The sequence below is a fragment of the Pseudomonas sp. ABC1 genome (assembly GCF_013395055.1).
GTDB lineage: Bacteria > Pseudomonadota > Gammaproteobacteria > Pseudomonadales > Pseudomonadaceae > Stutzerimonas.
The window spans coordinates 1924421-1941103 of sequence record NZ_CP058349.1; the positions used below are offsets into that span (position 1 = coordinate 1924421).

Below are 16683 nucleotides of genomic sequence, written 5' to 3' on the forward strand. Positions count from 1 at the left end.
GTGAAGAAGGGCTCTACGGTAGAGGAAAGCGGGAATGAGCGTCCAGCTTCTCCAACCGTCCCCCAAGGTAATCGCATGACTCTCTTCATTCCGCACGCTTCTGCCCCCCTCTCCCGCTTGCGGGAGAGGGCCAGGGAGAGGGAAGAAAAACGTCATGCAATTGCCTGAATCGATTCGCCAATCAGAACGACCGCTGCGCCCCGTCCGCCAACTGGGTAATGTGCTGCAACTCCAGCAACTGCCAATGCCGCTGGCGACCCTTGACGTAGCCATGCTGCTGCCAGTCGGAGAACAGCCGGCTCAGGGACTCGGCACGAATGCCGAGGTTGGCCGCCAGCTGCCGCTGGCTCAAGGGCAGTTCGATGGCGGCGCCCTGCTGCTGGTATTGCAGCAACAGGTAGGCCGCCAACCGCTGGGCCGCCGAGCTGCTGGTCATCCACTCGACCTCGTTGATGCGCCGATAGAGCCGATGGCTGAGGGACTGCAACAACCGCAGCGACAGTTGCGGAAAACGCTCACAGGCATCCAGCAACGCCTGCTGGCTCAAACGCCAGTAGCGCGTCTCCTGGGTGGTGCGGGCGTTCATCGGATAGCGCCCATGGGGCATGAACATCGCCGCATCGGCGACCAGTTGTCCCCGACCAAACTGGCTGAACACCCGCTCGTCCCCATCCATGTTGAAGCGCAGCACCTCGACCTGGCCGCTCTCGATCAATAGATAGTGGTGGGCCGGCTCGCCCTCGCGGAACAGGAAAACACCCGCCGCCGAGTGTTTCAGTACCGCATCCGCCAGCAGCGCCGTCCTGACCGGCTCCGGCATCGACTCGAACAGGGGATGGGCGGCCAGCAGGCTGTCGGCCTGCCTGTATGCCAGCGGCACCTTGGCGTTCGTCATGGGGCAGGCCTGCGCTATCGAGAGGAGTTGTCGATCAAGGATATTTCTCATCCCCATGATCGGCAATACACGACCTCCGAAAGGCCCGGCCAACGCGTGTGCAAGCCCGCCAACGATCCACCTGCGGCACAGCCTCGCAGGTTCGGCTGCCGGTCTTAACAAATGTCATGGGGCAATTCCGACAAACGTGGAATGATTCGCATCTGTAATGAAAACCCATTCATCCTGCGAAGAAGACGCCCATGCCTCGCACCCGTATCTGGCTTTCCTGCCTACTTCTTTCAGCCTTCGCCTGCCTGTCGGCGCAAGCCGCACCAACGAAGAAAGTCGAGACGATCCGCCTGGCCGGCCCGAACGCGATCTTCAGCCTGCCGCTGTTGCACATGCTGGATAGCGGGGCGCTGGACGCCTACGCCGAACACGTCGAGTTCCGCCAGTGGGACGGCCCGGACCAGTTGCGCGCCCTCCTGCTGCAAGGCCAGATCGACTACAGCGCGGCGCCGGTAATCCTGCCGGCGCTGCTGCGCAACCGTGGGGAGCCGGTCAGGCTGCTGAACACCTCGGTGTGGAACGTGGTCTGGCTGATCAGCCGCGATCCAAAGGTCAAGGGCTTCGCCGACCTGCGCGGCGAGACGGTGCTGTCGCCGATCCAGCGCGAGTTTCCCGGCCTGCTGCTGAACGAAGTGCTCGGCGAGCTGCGGCTCGAAGCAGGCAAGGACATCCACTTCCGCGCCCTGCGCAGCGGCCCGGACGCGATTGCCCTGATGCAGGCAAAACAGGCCGAGCACATCCTGCTGGTCGAGCCGGCCGCCTCTCTGTTGCTGCAACGCAACCGGCAGCAGGGCGGCGCACCGCTGTACCGCGTGCAGAGCCTGGAGCAGGCCTGGGCGCAGGTCTTCCCCGACGCCGCGCAACTGCCGATCGCCGGGTTGATGGCCAGCCGTAACGTCGCCGATGACAGCGAACTGAATACCCATGTGGCCGACGCCTATGCGCAGTCGGCGCGCTGGTGTGCGCAACAACCCCGGGCCTGTGCCGAACTGGCGCACCGCCACTGGCCGCACATGCCGGTCGAGGCGCTGGAGGAAGCGATTGGCACGGTGGACCTGGACCTGCATTCCGCGCGGGACTTCCGCCCGCAGCTGCAGGCCCTGTATGCGCGCCTGCTGCGGCAGTCACCCGAGCTGATCGGCGGACAGTTGCCGGATGATGGACTGTACGGACCATGAGCCAGCGCCCTATCCCGTCCCGGCGGCGCACCGCGCCTGGCTGGGCCGTCGTCGGCGTCCTGGCGCTGCTGCTCGGTTGGCAGTACCTGGCGAGCCACAGCAGCCCGCTGCTGATGGCGACACCGCTGGAAACGCTGCAAGCGCTGCTACGCCTGGCGACCGATGCCCAGGCCCGCCAACAGGCCTGGACCACCCTCGGGCGAATCGCCACCGGCGTCAGCCTGGGTTGCCTGCTGGGCTTCAGCCTGGGCGTGCTGGCCGGGCTGGATGCGCGCCTGCGCGGCCTGCTCGAACCGTTGCGCTGGCTGCTGATGGCGATCCCACCGGTGGTGGTCGTGGTGCTGGCTATGCTCTGGTTCGGTCTGGGCACGCGCATGGTGGTGTTCATCAGCATCCTGATGCTGGCACCGGGCATGTACGTGAACACGGTCAAGGGCATGTTGCTGGTCGACCGCAACCTCACGGAAATGGTGACGGTCTATCGCCTCTCGGCCTGGCAGCGCCTGCGTCATCTGTATGTACCCGCGCTGGCTGCGCCGCTCTCGTCGGCGCTGCTGATCGCCACGTGCGGCGGTGTAAGGCTGATCGTCATGGCCGAGTTGCTCGGTGCCGAGGACGGCGTCGGCTACGCTCTGGCCAATGCCCGCAGCATCCTCGACAACGCCGGCATCTATGCCTGGGCCTTGCTGGTACTGCTGTGGGTGGCACTGCTGGAGTTCGCCCTGCTGCAACCGATCCAGCGGCGTCTCTGCGCCTGGCAGGAGAACGGCCATGCTTGAGCTAAGACACGCGAGCCTCGGCCATGGGCGCACGCCGGTGGTAGAGGCGCTCGACCTGCGCCTGAGCCCTGGCCAACGCCTGGGCATCCTCGGCCCCAGCGGCAGCGGCAAGAGCACCCTGCTCAAGGTCGCCGCCGGGCTGCTCGCGCCCTTGCAGGGCGAATGCCGCAACACCTTCGCCAGGCCGGTGCTGGTCTTCCAGGAGCCTCGCCTGCTGCCCTGGCAGACAGTGCTCGACAACCTGCTGATCGCCCTGCAGGCCGCCGGCCAAGCGCCTCACCAGGCCCGGCAGAACGCCGAACGATGGCTGGCACGTACCGGCCTGTCGGCAGCAGCCAACCTCTGGCCAGGACAGCTCTCGGGCGGCATGGCGCAACGGGCCGCCCTGGCGCGTGCTTTCGCCGTGCAGGCGGACCTGCTGATGCTGGACGAACCCTTCTCCGCCCTCGACCCGGCACTGCGCAACAACCTGATCGAGCTGTGCCGGACCTACCTGCGCGACAGCGGCGCGGCCTTGCTCTGCGTCAGCCACCAGCCCCATGAAGTGGTGGAGCTGGCCGACCAATGCCTGTTGCTGCACCAGGGCCGCGCCCAGCACCTGGGGTTGGACGAGGCATCCGACGACGACGCGCGACGGCACCTCGCCCAGTGCCTGCAAGCGCGACTGGTCGCCATGGAGCCCGACTGCTCATGAAACGACGCCCGAAATCCACTGGCCTGCCGCTCCCGCGACTCGACCGATTCGTTGCAAAACCCTGGCCCTGGCGCTCACCCGCCGACGCCATGACCGATGGAAATTCCTCTCGCACGGGTGATGTCCACCCCTTTGTCTCTCTGGAGATCCGCATGCCGTACCGTCCGTTGCCCCCCTCCCGCCGCATGCCCTGGCTGTTGCTGCTGGCCAGCCTGCCGCTCGCGGCCCAGGCCGCCGAACCGACCGAACTGAGCCCGCTCGACATCAAGGGCCAGGCCAGCAGCACCTCGCTGACGCCATCGGCCAGCCAGGTACGCGAACGCCTGGCGCGGGTGCCGGGCGGCACCAACCTCAGCGAGCCGCAGCAGGAAACGCGCCTGGCCAGCCTGCGCGACGCGCTGGACTACCAGCCGGGCGTGGTGATCCAGGAGTTCTTCGGCGGTACCGACCAGCCACGCCTGAACATCCGTGGCTCGGGCATCCAGAGCAACCCGGTCAACCGCGGCGTCCTGCTGTTGCAGGACGGCCTGCCGCTGAACGAGGCGGACGGCTCCTTCGTCATCAGCCTGCTGGAACCGCGCAACGCGTCCCACATCAGCGTCCGCCGTGGCGCCAATGCCGGCTCGCCCGGTGCCACCAGCCTCGGCGGCGAGCTGGACTTCCAGTCGCTGACCGGCGCCGACGAGCGCGCCCACCTGCGCCTGGAGGGCGGCAGCTTCGGCCGCTACGGCCAGCAACTGGCCGGCGGCCTGCAACAGGGCGACCTGGATGCCCGGGTCAGCCTGAGCAACGACAGCTACGACGGCTACCGCCATCACTCGAACTCACGCCGCACCCTGCTGCAGAGCAACTTCGGCTTCCGTCGCGGCGAGGACTTCGACAACCGCACCTACCTCAACTGGGGCACGCTCAAGTTCAACATTCCCAACGTCATCACCAAGGCCCGCCTGAAATCCGAGCCGCGTAGCGTACTGGGCGACGGCACCACGCCCCAGGACAACCTGCTGAACATCTACCGCCGCGACCCGCACCGCGAAACCGAGCAACTGCGCATCGCCAACCGCAGCCGCTGGGGCGACGAGCAACTGAACCAGACCTTCGGCATCTATGCGCAGAACACCGACGACACCTTCGTCGACCCGCTCAGCCACACCGTCACCGACACCGACACTGTCGGCGCCCAGTGGCAATTGCAGGGGCGCGCCGAGCACTTCGACTACCGCCTCGCCAGTTCCTGGTCGCAGAGCGACATGGACCGCAAGCTGTACGCCAACAACCCGCAGAATGGCTCGCGCTACAGTGCGACACCGTTCGCCACGCTGGACCTGCAAGCGCGCAACCTCGACCTGCAACTGGGGCTGGACTGGCACCTCGCCAGCCAGTGGCTGCTGGTCACCGAACTGAAATGGAGCCAGGTCAGCCGCGATGCGGGCAACCTCCGCCAGCCGAGCCAGGGCCAGAGTTCCCGGCAACGGCTCGACCAGCAGTGGAACTACACGACACCCAAGGTCGGCCTGGTCTGGACGCCCTCGCCGCAGGTGCGCCTGTACGCCAACCTCAGCCGCAGCCACGAAGCCCCGACATTCTGGGAAATCGTCACATCGACGGTGGCGGCGAACAACCCGGCGTCCGCCAGCAGCGACCTGGTCAAGCTGGACGTTCAGCGCGGCACCACCCTGGAACTGGGCGGCAATGGCTCGCTGCTGGCCAATGGCGGACTGGACTGGGCGCTGTCGGTCTACCAGAGCCGTATCGACGATGAACTGATCTCCACCACCGACAGCCTGGGGGTGAAAGTCGGCACCTACAACTACGCTTCGCGTACCCGTCACCGTGGCATCGAGGCCGGGCTGAACGGCAGCCAGCCGCTGCCGGCACTGCTGCTGGACGGCGAGACCGCACTGGACTGGCGCATGAGCTGGACCTTCAGCGACTTCCGCTTCCAGGGCGGCGAGTATTCCGGCAACCGCATCGCCGGTGTCCCGCGCCACCTGCTGAACGGCGAACTGCTGCTGCGCAGCGGCCCCCTGCGCTTCGGCCCGAACCTGCGCTGGGTACCGCAGGACTCGCCCACCGACCACGCCAACACCCGCAACAACTATCAGGACGCCTATGCCCTGTGGGGATTGAAGCTGGACTATCAGGTGCGCGAAGGTTTCTCGGTCTACCTGCAAGGGGATAACCTGACGGACAAGACCTACGCCAGCACCTTCGTCATCCGCAACCGTGCCGATGCCAGCCAGCCGACCTTCCTCAGCGGCAGCGGACGCAGCCTGAGCGCCGGGCTGAACTATTCCTTCTGATCGGAGAGCACCCATGAGTCACCCGGAATCGCCGCCCGCCCTGTGCACCGAAGCGGAAATCCGCGCGCTGGTCGAAGCCTTCTACGCCCGGGTGCGGGCAGACGAGGTGCTGGGGCCGATCTTCGACGGGCACGTCGGCGACTGGCCTGCGCACCTGGACCAGTTGTGCGACTTCTGGTCGGCGCTGCTGCTCGGCACCAAGCGCTTCGGCGGCGCGCCGATGCCCAAGCACATGGCGCTGCATGGTCTCAGCGAGGCACTGTTCCAGCGCTGGCTGGGACTGTTCCAACTGACCACTGCCGAGTTGAGCAATACGGCACTGCGCACCGAGGCCGACGCCCTGGCCCAGCGTATCGCCGCCAACCTCTGGCGACACTACGAGCAGCACCATGGCCATGTCGGCACCACCGCCACCGCCCAGCCAGGAAAACAGCATGAGCGAGCCTGATGCACGCGCTTACCCCACGCGATTGCCAGAGGATGTCCGCGCCTACCGGCGCACGGCCGACTTCGACGAACAGAGCCTGCCGGCCGCCCTGCGCAAGGACCACGCGACCAAGCCCGGCGTCTGGGCACTGATCCACGTCCTCGAAGGCGAGCTGCGCTATTGCGTGGCCGACTGGGGCCTGGATGTCGTGCTGGTGCCCGGCCAGCCGGGGATCGTCGCGCCGCAGGTGCTGCACTTCGTCGAGCCGCGTGGCGCCGTGCGGCTGTTCGTGGAGTTCCATGCGGCCCCTGGCGAAGGACCGGCCAGCCCCCACTGACCAGGCTACCGAGCGCTCAGGGTGTGCCATGCCTGGCGCACCCTGAGCGCATGGCCTTTTACTGGTGCAGCGCCCGGCCGTTGGCGGCAAGGACCGACTCGTGCATCGCCTCCGACAGGGTCGGGTGGGCGAAGATCACCGACAGCAGGCTTTCGTCCGTGGCTTCCAGCGCATGGGCGATACCGAAGCCCTGGATCTGCTCGGTGACCTGGGCACCGACCATGTGCGCCCCCAGCAACTCGCCGGTCTCGGCATCGAAGATCGTCTTGACGAAGCCCTCCGGCTCGTCGCTGGCCAGGGCCTTGCCGTTGCCCTGGTAGGCGAACTTGCCGATCTTCAAGGGGCGACCGCTGGCCCGCGCCGCGGCTTCGGTCAGGCCCAGGCTGGCGACCTGCGGCCTGGCATAGGTGCAGCCCGGCACATGGCTACGATCCAGCCCATGCACACCCTCGACGCCGGCCAGCGACTCGACGCAGATCACCCCTTCATGGCTGGCCTTGTGCGCCAGGCACGGCGGCCCGGCCACGTCGCCGATGGCATAGAGGCCGAAGACATTGGTGCGGCAGGCCTGGTCGATCTTGATAAAGCCGCGCTCCAGCTCCACACCCAGTGCCTCCAGCCCGAGCCCTTCGACATTGGGCTCCACACCCGCCGCCGACAGCACATGCTCGACCTCCAGCACCTGCTCGCCACTGGCGCTGCGCAGCGTGCAGCGCACACCGTCAGCAGTGACCTGCACCGCAGTGACCTGGGTCTGGGTGTGCACGCGGACACCGCGCCGCTCGAACGACTTGCGCACCACCGCCGACACCTCGGCATCCTCCACCGGCAGGATCTGCCCGGCCAGCTCCACCAGCGTCACCTCGCTGCCGAGGTCGTTGTAGAGGCTGGCGAACTCGACGCCGATGGCACCCGAACCGATGATCAGCAGGGACTTCGGCAGGCGCTTGGGCAACAGCGCCTCGAAGTAGGTCCAGATGCGCTCGCCGTCCGGTTCGATGCCCGGCAGCGGACGCGGCCGGGCACCGGTAGCGAGGATCACGTGGTCGGCCCGGTAGTCGCGCTCGCCACCCTCGGCGTCGAGCACCACCACCTGGCCCTTGCCACTCAGGCGCGCGGTGCCGTCGATCACCGTCACACCATTTTTCTTCAACAGATACTCGACCCCGCTGGTCAGCCGCTGTGACACCGAGCGGCTGAACTGCACCAGCTTGTGCAGATCGAAGTTCACCTCACCGACGCTGAAACCCAGCTCGCCGGCATGGGCGATGCTGTGTGCCACCTCGGCGCCATGCAGCAGCGCCTTGGTCGGAATGCAGCCCCAGTTCAGGCAGATGCCGCCCAGGTGCTGCTTCTCCACCAGCGCGGTGCGCAGGCCGAGCTGGCCGGCGCGGATGGCGGCGACATAGCCGCCCGGCCCACCGCCGATCACCAGTACATCGTATTGCTCGCTCATGGCACGGCTCCTAGACCAGCATCAGGCTCGGCGTTTCCACCAGGCGCTTGAGTTCCTTGAGGAAGACCGCGCCCAGCGCCCCGTCGATCACCCGGTGGTCACAGGACAGCGACACCGTCAGTTGCTGGCGCGCCACGATCTGTCCATCACGCACCACCGCCCGCGCCTCGCCGGCGCCGACCGCGAGGATCGCGCCCTGCGGCGGGTTGATGATGGCGTCGAACTGGCGCACGCCGAGCATGCCCAGGTTGGAAATGCTGAAGGTACCGCCCTGGAACTCCTCGGGCTTGAGCGTGCCGGCCTTGGCCTTGGTCACCAGCGCGTGGATTTCCCGCGACACCTCGCTGACCGACTTTCGGTTGGCCCCCCGCACGATCGGCGTGATCAGCCCGGTCGGCAGCGCCACCGCCACCGAGATATCGGCATCGGTGAAACGGCGAATGCTCTGGCTGGCCTCATCGAACTGCACGTTGACATCCGGCACGGCCACCAGCGCCTGGGCACAGGCCTTGACCAGCAGGTCGTTGACCGAGACCTTGACGCTGGGCACACCGGCGTTGATCTCCTGGCGCAGCGCCAGCAGGCGCTCCAGGTCGAGGTCGACGGTCAGGCGGAAGTGCGGCGAGTTGCGCTTGGACTCCTGCAGACGCGCAGCAATGGCGCGGCGCATGCCGGACATCGGCAGGTTCTCGAAGACCGGCGCCGCGGCTTCGGCAGCGACAACCTCGACCCGTTGCGGCCCGTCGCGCAGCAGCGCAGCGGCCTGCACGTCGTCACGGCTCACCCGGCCACGCGAACCACTGGCGCGGCAATCGTGCAGGTTGATGCCCAGTTGGGCGGCCAGCCGGCGCGCCAGCGGTGTGGCAGGCACCTGGCTGTCATCGGCGAGCGAGCGCGGTGCCTTGCCGGAGCGCGTCGGCAAGGCGGGCGCTGCGACACGGCCACCGGCGGCAACGATGGCACGCTCCAGGTCAGCCACCGAGACTCGGCCTTCGCGGCCACTGCCGCTGACCTTGCCCAGATCGACACCGAGGCGCTCGGCCTGGCGCAAAGCATGGGGCGTGGCCTTGACCTGGGCGGCATCGGTGCTGCCTTGCAAGCTGGCCGGCACCTGGGTCTGGCCCGCTGGGGTCGCCGGTTTGACTGGAGCGGCAGGCACCGCCGCGACCGGAGGAGCCGCACTGGCAACGGGAGCAGGTGCCGGGGCGCTCGCCACGGCGACCGGCGCCTCGGCAGGTTGCGCCGAGGGAGCCGCTGGCGCCGCCGCACCCAGGCTGGCGGCGAAAGCATCCAGTTCAGCGTCGCTGACCGACGCCTCGGCCACCAGCGCCAGCACCGCCCCCACCGGCAAGGTATCGCCCTGGTGGGCGATCACCCGGCGCAGGGTACCGGCGAACGGCGCTTCGAACACGTTGGAAATCTTGCTGGTCTCGATCTCGCAGATTTCCTGGCCCTTGGCAAAACTGTCGCCCACTTGGACGTGCCATTGCGAGAGCGTGCCTTCCTCCATGGAAAGGCCCCACTTGGGCATTTCAAGCGTCTTGATATCGCTCATGGCTCAATCCTCCAGCACTTGGCGGACAGCGGCCTCGATGCGCTCGACACTGGGAATCCAGAGTTTTTCCAGGGCCGGCGAGAACGGCACCGGGGTGTGTGGCGGCGTGACCAGGGCCACCGGCGCCTTGAGGAAGTGGAACGCCTGGGAGGCGATCAGCGCCGCCACGTCATGGGCGAAGCCGAAGCGCGCCGCCGATTCGTCGACGATCACTACGCGACCGGTGGAGGCCACCGACTCGAGGATGCCCTCCTCGTCCAGCGGCGAAATGGTGCGCGGGTCGACCACTTCCACCGAGATGCCTTCCTTGGCCAGTTTGTCGGCCACCTGGTTGGCTTTGTGCACCATCGCCGACAGGGCAATGATGGTCACGTCCTCGCCTTCGCGGGTGTAGTTGGCCACCCCCAGCGGGATGGTGTAGATGCCTTCCGGCACCTCGCCCTTGAGGTCGTAGAGCATCTTGTGTTCGCAGAACACCACCGGATCGTCGTCGCGGATCGACTGGATCAGCAGGCCCTTGACGTCGTAGGGCGTGGACGGCACCACCACCTTCAACCCCGGCGTGGTGGCGAAGATGTTGTAGGGCGACTGCGAGTGCTGCGCCGCCGCCGAGAAGCCGGCGCCGATCATGCCGCGCATCACCAGTGGCGCCTTGGCCTTGCCGCCGAACATATAGCGGAACTTGGCCGCCTGGTTGTACAGCGCGTCGTGGCTGACGCCGAAGAAGTCCATGAACATCAGTTCGGCCACCGGGCGCAGGCCGGTGGCCGCGGCGCCAGCGGCCATGCCGATGATCGCCGACTCGGTGATCGGCGTGTCGATCACACGGTCGGAACCGAACTGCGTCCACAAGCCCTTGGTCACCCCGAGCACGCCGCCGAACGCTTCCACACGGGCTTCTTCCGGGGCATTGCCGCCGTGGCCGCCACGCAGGTCTTCGCCGATCAGCACCACGCGCTCGTCGCGTTCCATTTCCTGGGCCAGGGCTTCCTTGACCGCTTCACGATAGGTTTTTATAGCCATGTTGTTATCACCCTCAATAGGACACGTAGACGTCGGTCAGCAGGCTTTCCGGGGCCGGGTAGGCGGCGGCACGGGCTTGCGCCACGGCGTCGTCGACCTGCGCCTCGACCTCTGCGTCGATCGCCGCCAGTTCTTTCTGGGTGATCTGTTTCTTGACCTTGGCCGCGAAGATTTTCAGCGGGTCGTGCTGCTCACGCAGGCGTTGCACCTCACCCTCGGCGCGGTACAGCGCCGGGTCGCCTTCGAAGTGACCGTGCCAGCGGAAGGCCTTGGCCTCGATCACGCTCGGGCCGCCGCCTTCACGGGCGCGCTTGACCGCCTCGGCGGTGGCTTCGTAGACGGCGAAGAAATCGGTGCCGTCGACCGTCACCGCCGGCAGGCCGAAGCCGGCGGCACGCTTGGCGATGTCACGCCCGCCAACCGCGTAGTCATGCCCGGTGGCCTCGCCGTAGCCGTTGTTCTCGAAGATGAAGACGGCCGGCAGTTGCAGCACCACCGCCATATTGATGGCCTCGAATACCAGGCCCTGGTTGGAGCCGCCGTCGCCGGTGAAGGACACGCCGACACCGCCGGTCTTCAGCGTCTTGGCGGTCAGCGCGGCGCCGATGGCCAGGGGTGGCGCACCGCCGACGATGGCATTGGCGCCGAGCATGCCCTTGGACAGGTCGGCGATGTGCATCGAGCCGCCCTTGCCCCGGCACAAGCCGCTGTCCTTGCCGAAGATCTCGGCCATCATGCCGTGGATATCGCAGCCCTTGGCGATGCAGTGGCCGTGGCCACGGTGGGTGGAACCGATGTAGTCGGAGTCCGTCAGGTTCTCGCAGACCCCGACCGCGATCGCCTCCTCACCGGTGTACAGGTGAATGAATCCGGGAATATCGCCGCTGGTGTTTTCCTGGTGCAGGCGCTCCTCGAATGCACGGATTTCGCGCATCTTCCGGTAGGCTTGCAGCAATTGTTGTTTGCTTAGCGTCATCTAACCGTCCTCGATCTGATTGGACTGGCGGGAGCCTTTCGCCGGGCTGGCGAGTGGCGAATCGCGCCTTACCCACGAAAACGGTACGGGCATACCCGAAGTCGGCGAAACCACCCGGATGGGGGGGCTGATGCGCGGCGGGTGGGTATATTCTTATGCGCCAGATCAGTGCATAGGCAGGTTCGACCGCTCTAGCGCGGCACGCCCCTGGCAACCCACCCGGCACTGGGATACAACAAGAACAAGCCAAAAAAGCAGAGGGCCAGACGCGGATGAAGCGCCCGCACCCGACACGTCCCCAATCAGCACCCCTGGCATCGGGGCCCTTGCGCCTGACCCGGGGCTTGCCGCTGATTCTCACCAAGTTCGTCCCGCCGCGTTCCCCCGGCGTGCTGCTGCAACGCCCGCGCCTGCTCGAACAGCTCGACCGGGTACGCCTGCGGCGCCTGGCGCTGGTCAGCGCGGGCGCCGGCTTCGGCAAGACCACTCTATTGGCGCAGTGGCACCATTGCCTGGCCGAACAGGGCGAAAGCGTCGCCTGGCTCAGCCTCGACGAGGACGACGACAACCCCTGGCAGTTCCTGCCCTACCTGCTGCACGCCTTGCGCCCGCTCTACCAGGGCTGGGACGCCGACTTCTGGCAGCGCCTGGAGGAGCACACGCCCACCAGCCCGCAGCAACTGCTCACCGAGCTGATCAACCAGTTGCACGACTGCCCCCACGACCTGTTCCTGATCATCGACGACTTCCATGTCATCGACGACCGTGGCGTCCACGACGCCCTCGGCCACCTGCTCGCCCATGCGCCGCCGGCACTGCACCTGATCATCGGCAGCCGCTTCCGTCCGCGCCTGGCACTGAGCCGTCTGCAGGCCCAGGACCAGTTGGTGGAGGTCGGCGACCAGGACCTGCGCTTCACCCTCGAAGAGGCGCGCGGCTACTTCAACGAGACGGTCGCCGTCCCCCTCAGCGGCCAGGACACCCAGCGCCTGCTGTCGCTGACCGAAGGCTGGATCGCCGGGATGAAGATCGCCTCGCTGTCGCCCGGCCTGCGCGACGACCCCGGACAACTGATCGACAACCTGCGCGGCGGCACCCGCGCCATCACCCGCTACCTCAAGGAAGTGGTGTTCGATCCACTGCCGGTCGAGGTCTTCGATTTCCTGCTGCGCACCTCCATCCTCGGACGCCTGCACGCGGGCTTGTGCAACGCCGTCACCGGCCGCGACGACGGCGAGGCCATGCTGGAGTGGATCGAGCAGCGCAACCTGTTCCTGTCCGCCCTCGACGAGCATGGCGCGTGGTTCCGCTACCACCCGTTGCTGAGGGAAACCCTCGGCAGCCGATTGCGCCGCTGCGCCGAGATCGACATCAAGCAACTGCACGAACGCGCCAGTGGCTGGTTCGTCGAACAGCGCCTGTGGGCCGAGGCGGTGCGTCACGCGCTGGCGGCGGGCAAGCCGGTCGGCAGTCCTGGGCAGGATGGCGCAAGCGCGCAATCGCTGGCCGAGGAAGGTGACATCGGCACCCTGGTGCACTGGATGCACCACCTGCCACTCAGCCTCGACCCTTCGCGCATCGACCTGCAACTCAACCTGGCCTGGGCACTGGCGCACTACTTCCGCTTCGACGAATCACGCCAACTGCTCGACAACCTCGACCAACTGGTGGCCGACCACCGCTCCGGCCTGCGCCGCAGCACCTGGGTCAAGCTGCGGGTGGTGCGCGCCATCTGCGAGGCGTTCGCCGAAAACATCCCCGACAGCCTGGCCATGGTCGAGCCGCTGTTGCAGGAAGTGCCCTGTGGCGACACCTGGGTCGACGGGCTGGTGTGCAACATCCTCAGCTACTGCCATGTGGTCGACCAACGCTATGCCGACGCACTGGCGGTGCAACGGCACATGCCCAGCCCGGACGCCCCGCTGGACAACCTGTTCGTCTCGGTCTACCGCGCCTTCATCATCGCCCAGAGCCACCTGTGCCAGGGCGACCTCGACGAGGCCGAACAGCACGCGCGCCAGGCGTTGCTGCAAGCCGAGCGCTACACCGGCCCGCAGTCCAGCAGCGGCGCCACCCTCGCGCCGCTGCTGGCGGAAATCGCCTATGAACGCGGTGAAGACGACCTGCTCGACCACCTGCTGGCGGACAAGCTCGACCAGATCGACCGTTTCAGCCCACCCGACGGCCTGCGCCGCTGCTACGTCAGCCTGGCGCGCAAGGCCCTGCGCGACGGTGCCCCGCAGCAGGCGGAACACCTGCTGGAGCACGCCCAGCAACTGGCCATCGCGCGCCGCTGGCAGCGCTTGCAGGCGCTGCTGCTGGCCGAGCAGGTACGACTGCGCCTGCTGCGCAACGACCGGCCGGGCGCCGAGCAATTGCAGCAACAGCTCGAACGGCTGGCACCACAGGCGCAGGTCGACAGCCCGCACCCTTGCCAGCGCGCCATCGCCCAGCATGCGGCCGTCAGCCGCTGCCGCCTGGCACTGGCCAGCGGCCAGGGCGCGCAGGCCGGCAAACTGCTGGGGCGCCTGGTCGCCGAACAGGAAAACCGCCACGACCGCCTCGCCGCCGCACGCCTGCGCGTACTCTGGGCGCAAGCACTGTGGCAGGCCGGCGAGACCGACAAGGCCTGCGCGACCCTGCAACCGGTCCTGCAACTGGCCAGCCAGCAACGCCTCCAGCGCAGCCTGCTGGATGCCGGCGACGACCTGCTGCCCCTGCTCACCTGCCTGCAGAAAAAACTCCCGGCACGCCACGAAGCCACCGCCACCCTGGCGCACCTGCTGGAGAACCATCCCGCCGGCGACGAGCCCTCACGCCTTCACTCACCCGCCACCCGCCTCGGCCTCAGCGAACGGGAGAGCCAGGCACTGCGGCTGATCGCCGAAGGCCAATCGAACAAGGAAATCGCCCGCAGCCTGGACATCTCCACGGAAACCGTGAAATGGCACCTGAAGAACATCTACGGCAAACTCAACGTCACCAGCCGCACCCAGGCCATGAGCCGCGCACGGGAACTGAGCCTGCTGGGGTAGCTTTTACCCCCTCTCCCGCTTGCGGGAGAGGGCCGGGGAGAGGGAATAACGACTTCATGCGATTGGCGTCCACCCAGGTTCGACAGATGATCGAAATCACCGACATCCCCCCACATCAGGTCGCCGAAACCCTGGCGTTCATCCTGCAAGCACGGGCCGAACTGTTTCCCAAGCTGCACGACCGCCCCATACCCGCCGATCTGGAAGATTTCCCGCGGCACTACACACCCGCACAGGGCGGCCGCTTCCTGGTCGCCCGCGACGGCACGCGCATCGTCGCCTGCATCGGCTATCTGCCCTACGACCGACGCTTCCCGAACCACCCCTACCCCGGCCTGCGCGTGGTGGAAATCGTCCGCCTGTTCGTCCTCCCCGCCTACCGCCGCACCGGCCTGGCCGCCAGGCTGTACCAGGCGCTGGAGGCGCACGCCAGCACCGATCAGGTACAGATGCTCTACCTGCACACCCACCCCTTCCTGCCCGGTGCCATCGCCTTCTGGGAGCGGCAGGGCTTTCGCATCACCGAGGTGGAAGACGACCCCGCATGGCGGACGACGCATATGCAGAGGGATCTGGCAACGCGAGCGATTGGCATACAGACGACACTCCAGATGCAGTGACTGGACCCGCCCTCTGCCGCGTGTGTCAGCAAAAAACCCAAACATCGCCAGCATGGCCCTCCCCGCCCGGGACCTTTATCATCGCGGCTTTCGCTCCGCTCCACGGACTCCGAGGTAGACCCCATGCTCAACGGCCTCTGGCTGGGCTTTTTCCTGATCGCTGCGGTGGCGGCGCTGTCGCGCTGGCTGATCGGCGGCGACCCCCAGGTGTTCGCCGCACTGGTGGAAAGCCTGTTCGCCATGGCTCGCCTGTCGGTGGAAGTGATGGTGCTGCTGTTCGGCACCCTGACACTCTGGCTGGGCTTCCTGCGTATCGCCGAGAAGGCCGGTCTGGTCGACCTGCTGGCCCGCCTGCTGGGGCCGCTGTTCCATCGCCTGATGCCCGAGGTGCCGCCGGGACACCCGGCGCTGGGGCTGATCACCCTGAACTTCGCCGCCAACGGCCTGGGCCTGGACAACGCCGCCACGCCCATCGGCCTGAAGGCCATGCGCGCCTTGCAGGACCTCAACCCGAGCAGCACCACCGCCAGCAATGCACAGATCCTGTTCCTGGTGCTCAACGCCTCGTCGCTGACCCTGCTGCCGGTGTCGATCTTCATGTACCGCGTGCAACAGGGCGCGGAAGACCCGACCCTGGTGTTTCTGCCGATCCTGCTGGCCACCTCCGCCTCGTCCCTGGCCGGGCTGCTGTCGGTGGCGCTGGTGCAGCGCCTGCACCTGTGGGACCCGGTGGTGCTCGCCTACCTGATCCCCGGCGCCCTGCTGCTGGGCGCCTTCATGGCGTTGCTGGCCAGCCTGTCGGCGGCGGCGCTGGCGCAACTGTCGTCGTTGCTGGGCAACCTGACGCTGTTCGGCCTGATCCTGACCTTCGTCGGCGTCGGGGCACTGCGCAAGGTGCCGGTCTACGAAAGCTTCGTGGAAGGCGCCAAGGAAGGTTTCGATGTCGCCAAGAGCCTGCTGCCGTACCTGGTGGCGATGCTCTGCGCGGTCGGCGTGCTGCGCGCCTCCGGGGCGCTGGAGTTCGGCCTGGACGGTATCCGCTGGCTGGTCGAGGCGCTGGGCTGGGACAGCCGCTTCGTCGAGGCGCTGCCCACTGCGCTGGTCAAGCCGTTCTCCGGCAGCGGCGCACGGGCGATGCTGATCGAGACCATGCAGACCCACGGCGTGGACAGCTTCCCGGCACTGGTGGCAGCCACCGTGCAGGGCAGCACCGAGACCACCTTCTACGTGCTGGCCGTGTACTTCGGCGCGGTCGGTATCCAGCGCGCCCGCCACGCGGTCGGCTGCGCGCTGCTGGCGGACTTCGCCGGCGTGGTCGCCTCGATCGGCGTCTGCTACTGGTTCTTCGGCTGAG

The 16683-nt window shown here is 67.2% G+C and carries 14 protein-coding genes; 9 read left to right on the plus strand and 5 right to left on the minus strand.

Going from position 1 to position 16683, the window contains the following annotated elements:
• Nucleotides 1-181: 181 nt before the first annotated feature.
• Nucleotides 182-895, minus strand: coding sequence for a Crp/Fnr family transcriptional regulator (locus HW090_RS08450; RefSeq protein WP_179113101.1), 714 nt, complete (start codon nt 893-895; stop codon nt 182-184).
• 242 nt (nt 896-1137) lie between these two features.
• On the opposite strand from HW090_RS08450, the gene HW090_RS08455 reads away from it, so the two are divergent.
• From HW090_RS08455 to HW090_RS08480, 6 genes are read left to right on the plus strand one after another with little or no spacing between them, the layout of a single operon-like run.
• Nucleotides 1138-2124 (plus strand): ABC transporter substrate-binding protein, encoded by a 987-nt coding sequence (locus HW090_RS08455; RefSeq protein ID WP_179113102.1) that lies wholly within the window; start codon nt 1138-1140, stop codon nt 2122-2124.
• Nucleotides 2121-2903 (plus strand): ABC transporter permease, encoded by a 783-nt coding sequence (locus tag HW090_RS08460; RefSeq protein WP_179113103.1) that lies wholly within the window; start codon nt 2121-2123, stop codon nt 2901-2903. The genes HW090_RS08455 and HW090_RS08460 overlap by 4 nt, the downstream gene beginning before the upstream one ends.
• Nucleotides 2896-3597: an ABC transporter ATP-binding protein gene (locus HW090_RS08465; RefSeq protein ID WP_179113104.1), complete on the plus strand. Its 702-nt coding sequence runs from the start codon at nt 2896-2898 to the stop codon at nt 3595-3597. The genes HW090_RS08460 and HW090_RS08465 overlap by 8 nt, the downstream gene beginning before the upstream one ends.
• Nucleotides 3594-5900, plus strand: a complete 2307-nt coding sequence (locus HW090_RS08470) for a TonB-dependent receptor domain-containing protein (RefSeq protein WP_256930769.1) — start codon at nt 3594-3596, stop codon at nt 5898-5900. Before HW090_RS08465 ends, HW090_RS08470 begins: the two co-directional genes overlap by 4 nt.
• A gap of 13 nt (nt 5901-5913) precedes the next feature.
• A complete protein-coding gene (locus HW090_RS08475; protein ID WP_179113105.1) occupies nt 5914-6348 on the plus strand; it encodes a group III truncated hemoglobin in 435 nt (144 codons plus the stop codon).
• Nucleotides 6335-6664 (plus strand): DUF1971 domain-containing protein, encoded by a 330-nt coding sequence (locus tag HW090_RS08480; RefSeq protein WP_179113106.1) that lies wholly within the window; start codon nt 6335-6337, stop codon nt 6662-6664. The genes HW090_RS08475 and HW090_RS08480 overlap by 14 nt, the downstream gene beginning before the upstream one ends.
• Nucleotides 6665-6722: 58 nt before the next feature.
• Here the strand turns inward: HW090_RS08480 and lpdA are convergent, their stop codons facing one another.
• The 4 genes from lpdA to HW090_RS08500 are packed head-to-tail and all read right to left on the minus strand — an operon-like array spanning nt 6723 to nt 11674.
• A complete protein-coding gene (lpdA, locus tag HW090_RS08485) occupies nt 6723-8120 on the minus strand; it encodes a dihydrolipoyl dehydrogenase (RefSeq protein ID WP_179113107.1) in 1398 nt (465 codons plus the stop codon).
• 10 nt (nt 8121-8130) lie between these two features.
• Nucleotides 8131-9675, minus strand: a complete 1545-nt coding sequence (locus tag HW090_RS08490) for a 2-oxo acid dehydrogenase subunit E2 (RefSeq protein WP_179113108.1) — start codon at nt 9673-9675, stop codon at nt 8131-8133.
• 3 nt (nt 9676-9678) lie between these two features.
• On the minus strand, nt 9679-10698 hold the full coding sequence (locus HW090_RS08495; RefSeq protein ID WP_179113109.1) for an alpha-ketoacid dehydrogenase subunit beta: 1020 nt from the start codon (nt 10696-10698) through the stop codon (nt 9679-9681).
• A gap of 13 nt (nt 10699-10711) precedes the next feature.
• Nucleotides 10712-11674, minus strand: coding sequence for a thiamine pyrophosphate-dependent dehydrogenase E1 component subunit alpha (locus tag HW090_RS08500; RefSeq protein WP_179113110.1), 963 nt, complete (start codon nt 11672-11674; stop codon nt 10712-10714).
• 326 nt (nt 11675-12000) lie between these two features.
• Here HW090_RS08500 and HW090_RS08505 point away from each other — a divergent pair, with 326 nt between their 5' ends.
• From HW090_RS08505 to HW090_RS08515, 3 genes are all read left to right on the plus strand, one after another.
• Nucleotides 12001-14709: a LuxR C-terminal-related transcriptional regulator gene (locus HW090_RS08505; protein ID WP_256930770.1), complete on the plus strand. Its 2709-nt coding sequence runs from the start codon at nt 12001-12003 to the stop codon at nt 14707-14709.
• 86 nt (nt 14710-14795) lie between these two features.
• Nucleotides 14796-15329 (plus strand): GNAT family N-acetyltransferase, encoded by a 534-nt coding sequence (locus HW090_RS08510; RefSeq protein ID WP_179113112.1) that lies wholly within the window; start codon nt 14796-14798, stop codon nt 15327-15329.
• A 123-nt stretch (nt 15330-15452) separates the two neighbouring features.
• Nucleotides 15453-16682: a nucleoside recognition domain-containing protein gene (locus HW090_RS08515; RefSeq protein WP_179113113.1), complete on the plus strand. Its 1230-nt coding sequence runs from the start codon at nt 15453-15455 to the stop codon at nt 16680-16682.
• The last annotated feature ends 1 nt before the right edge of the window (nt 16683 follow it).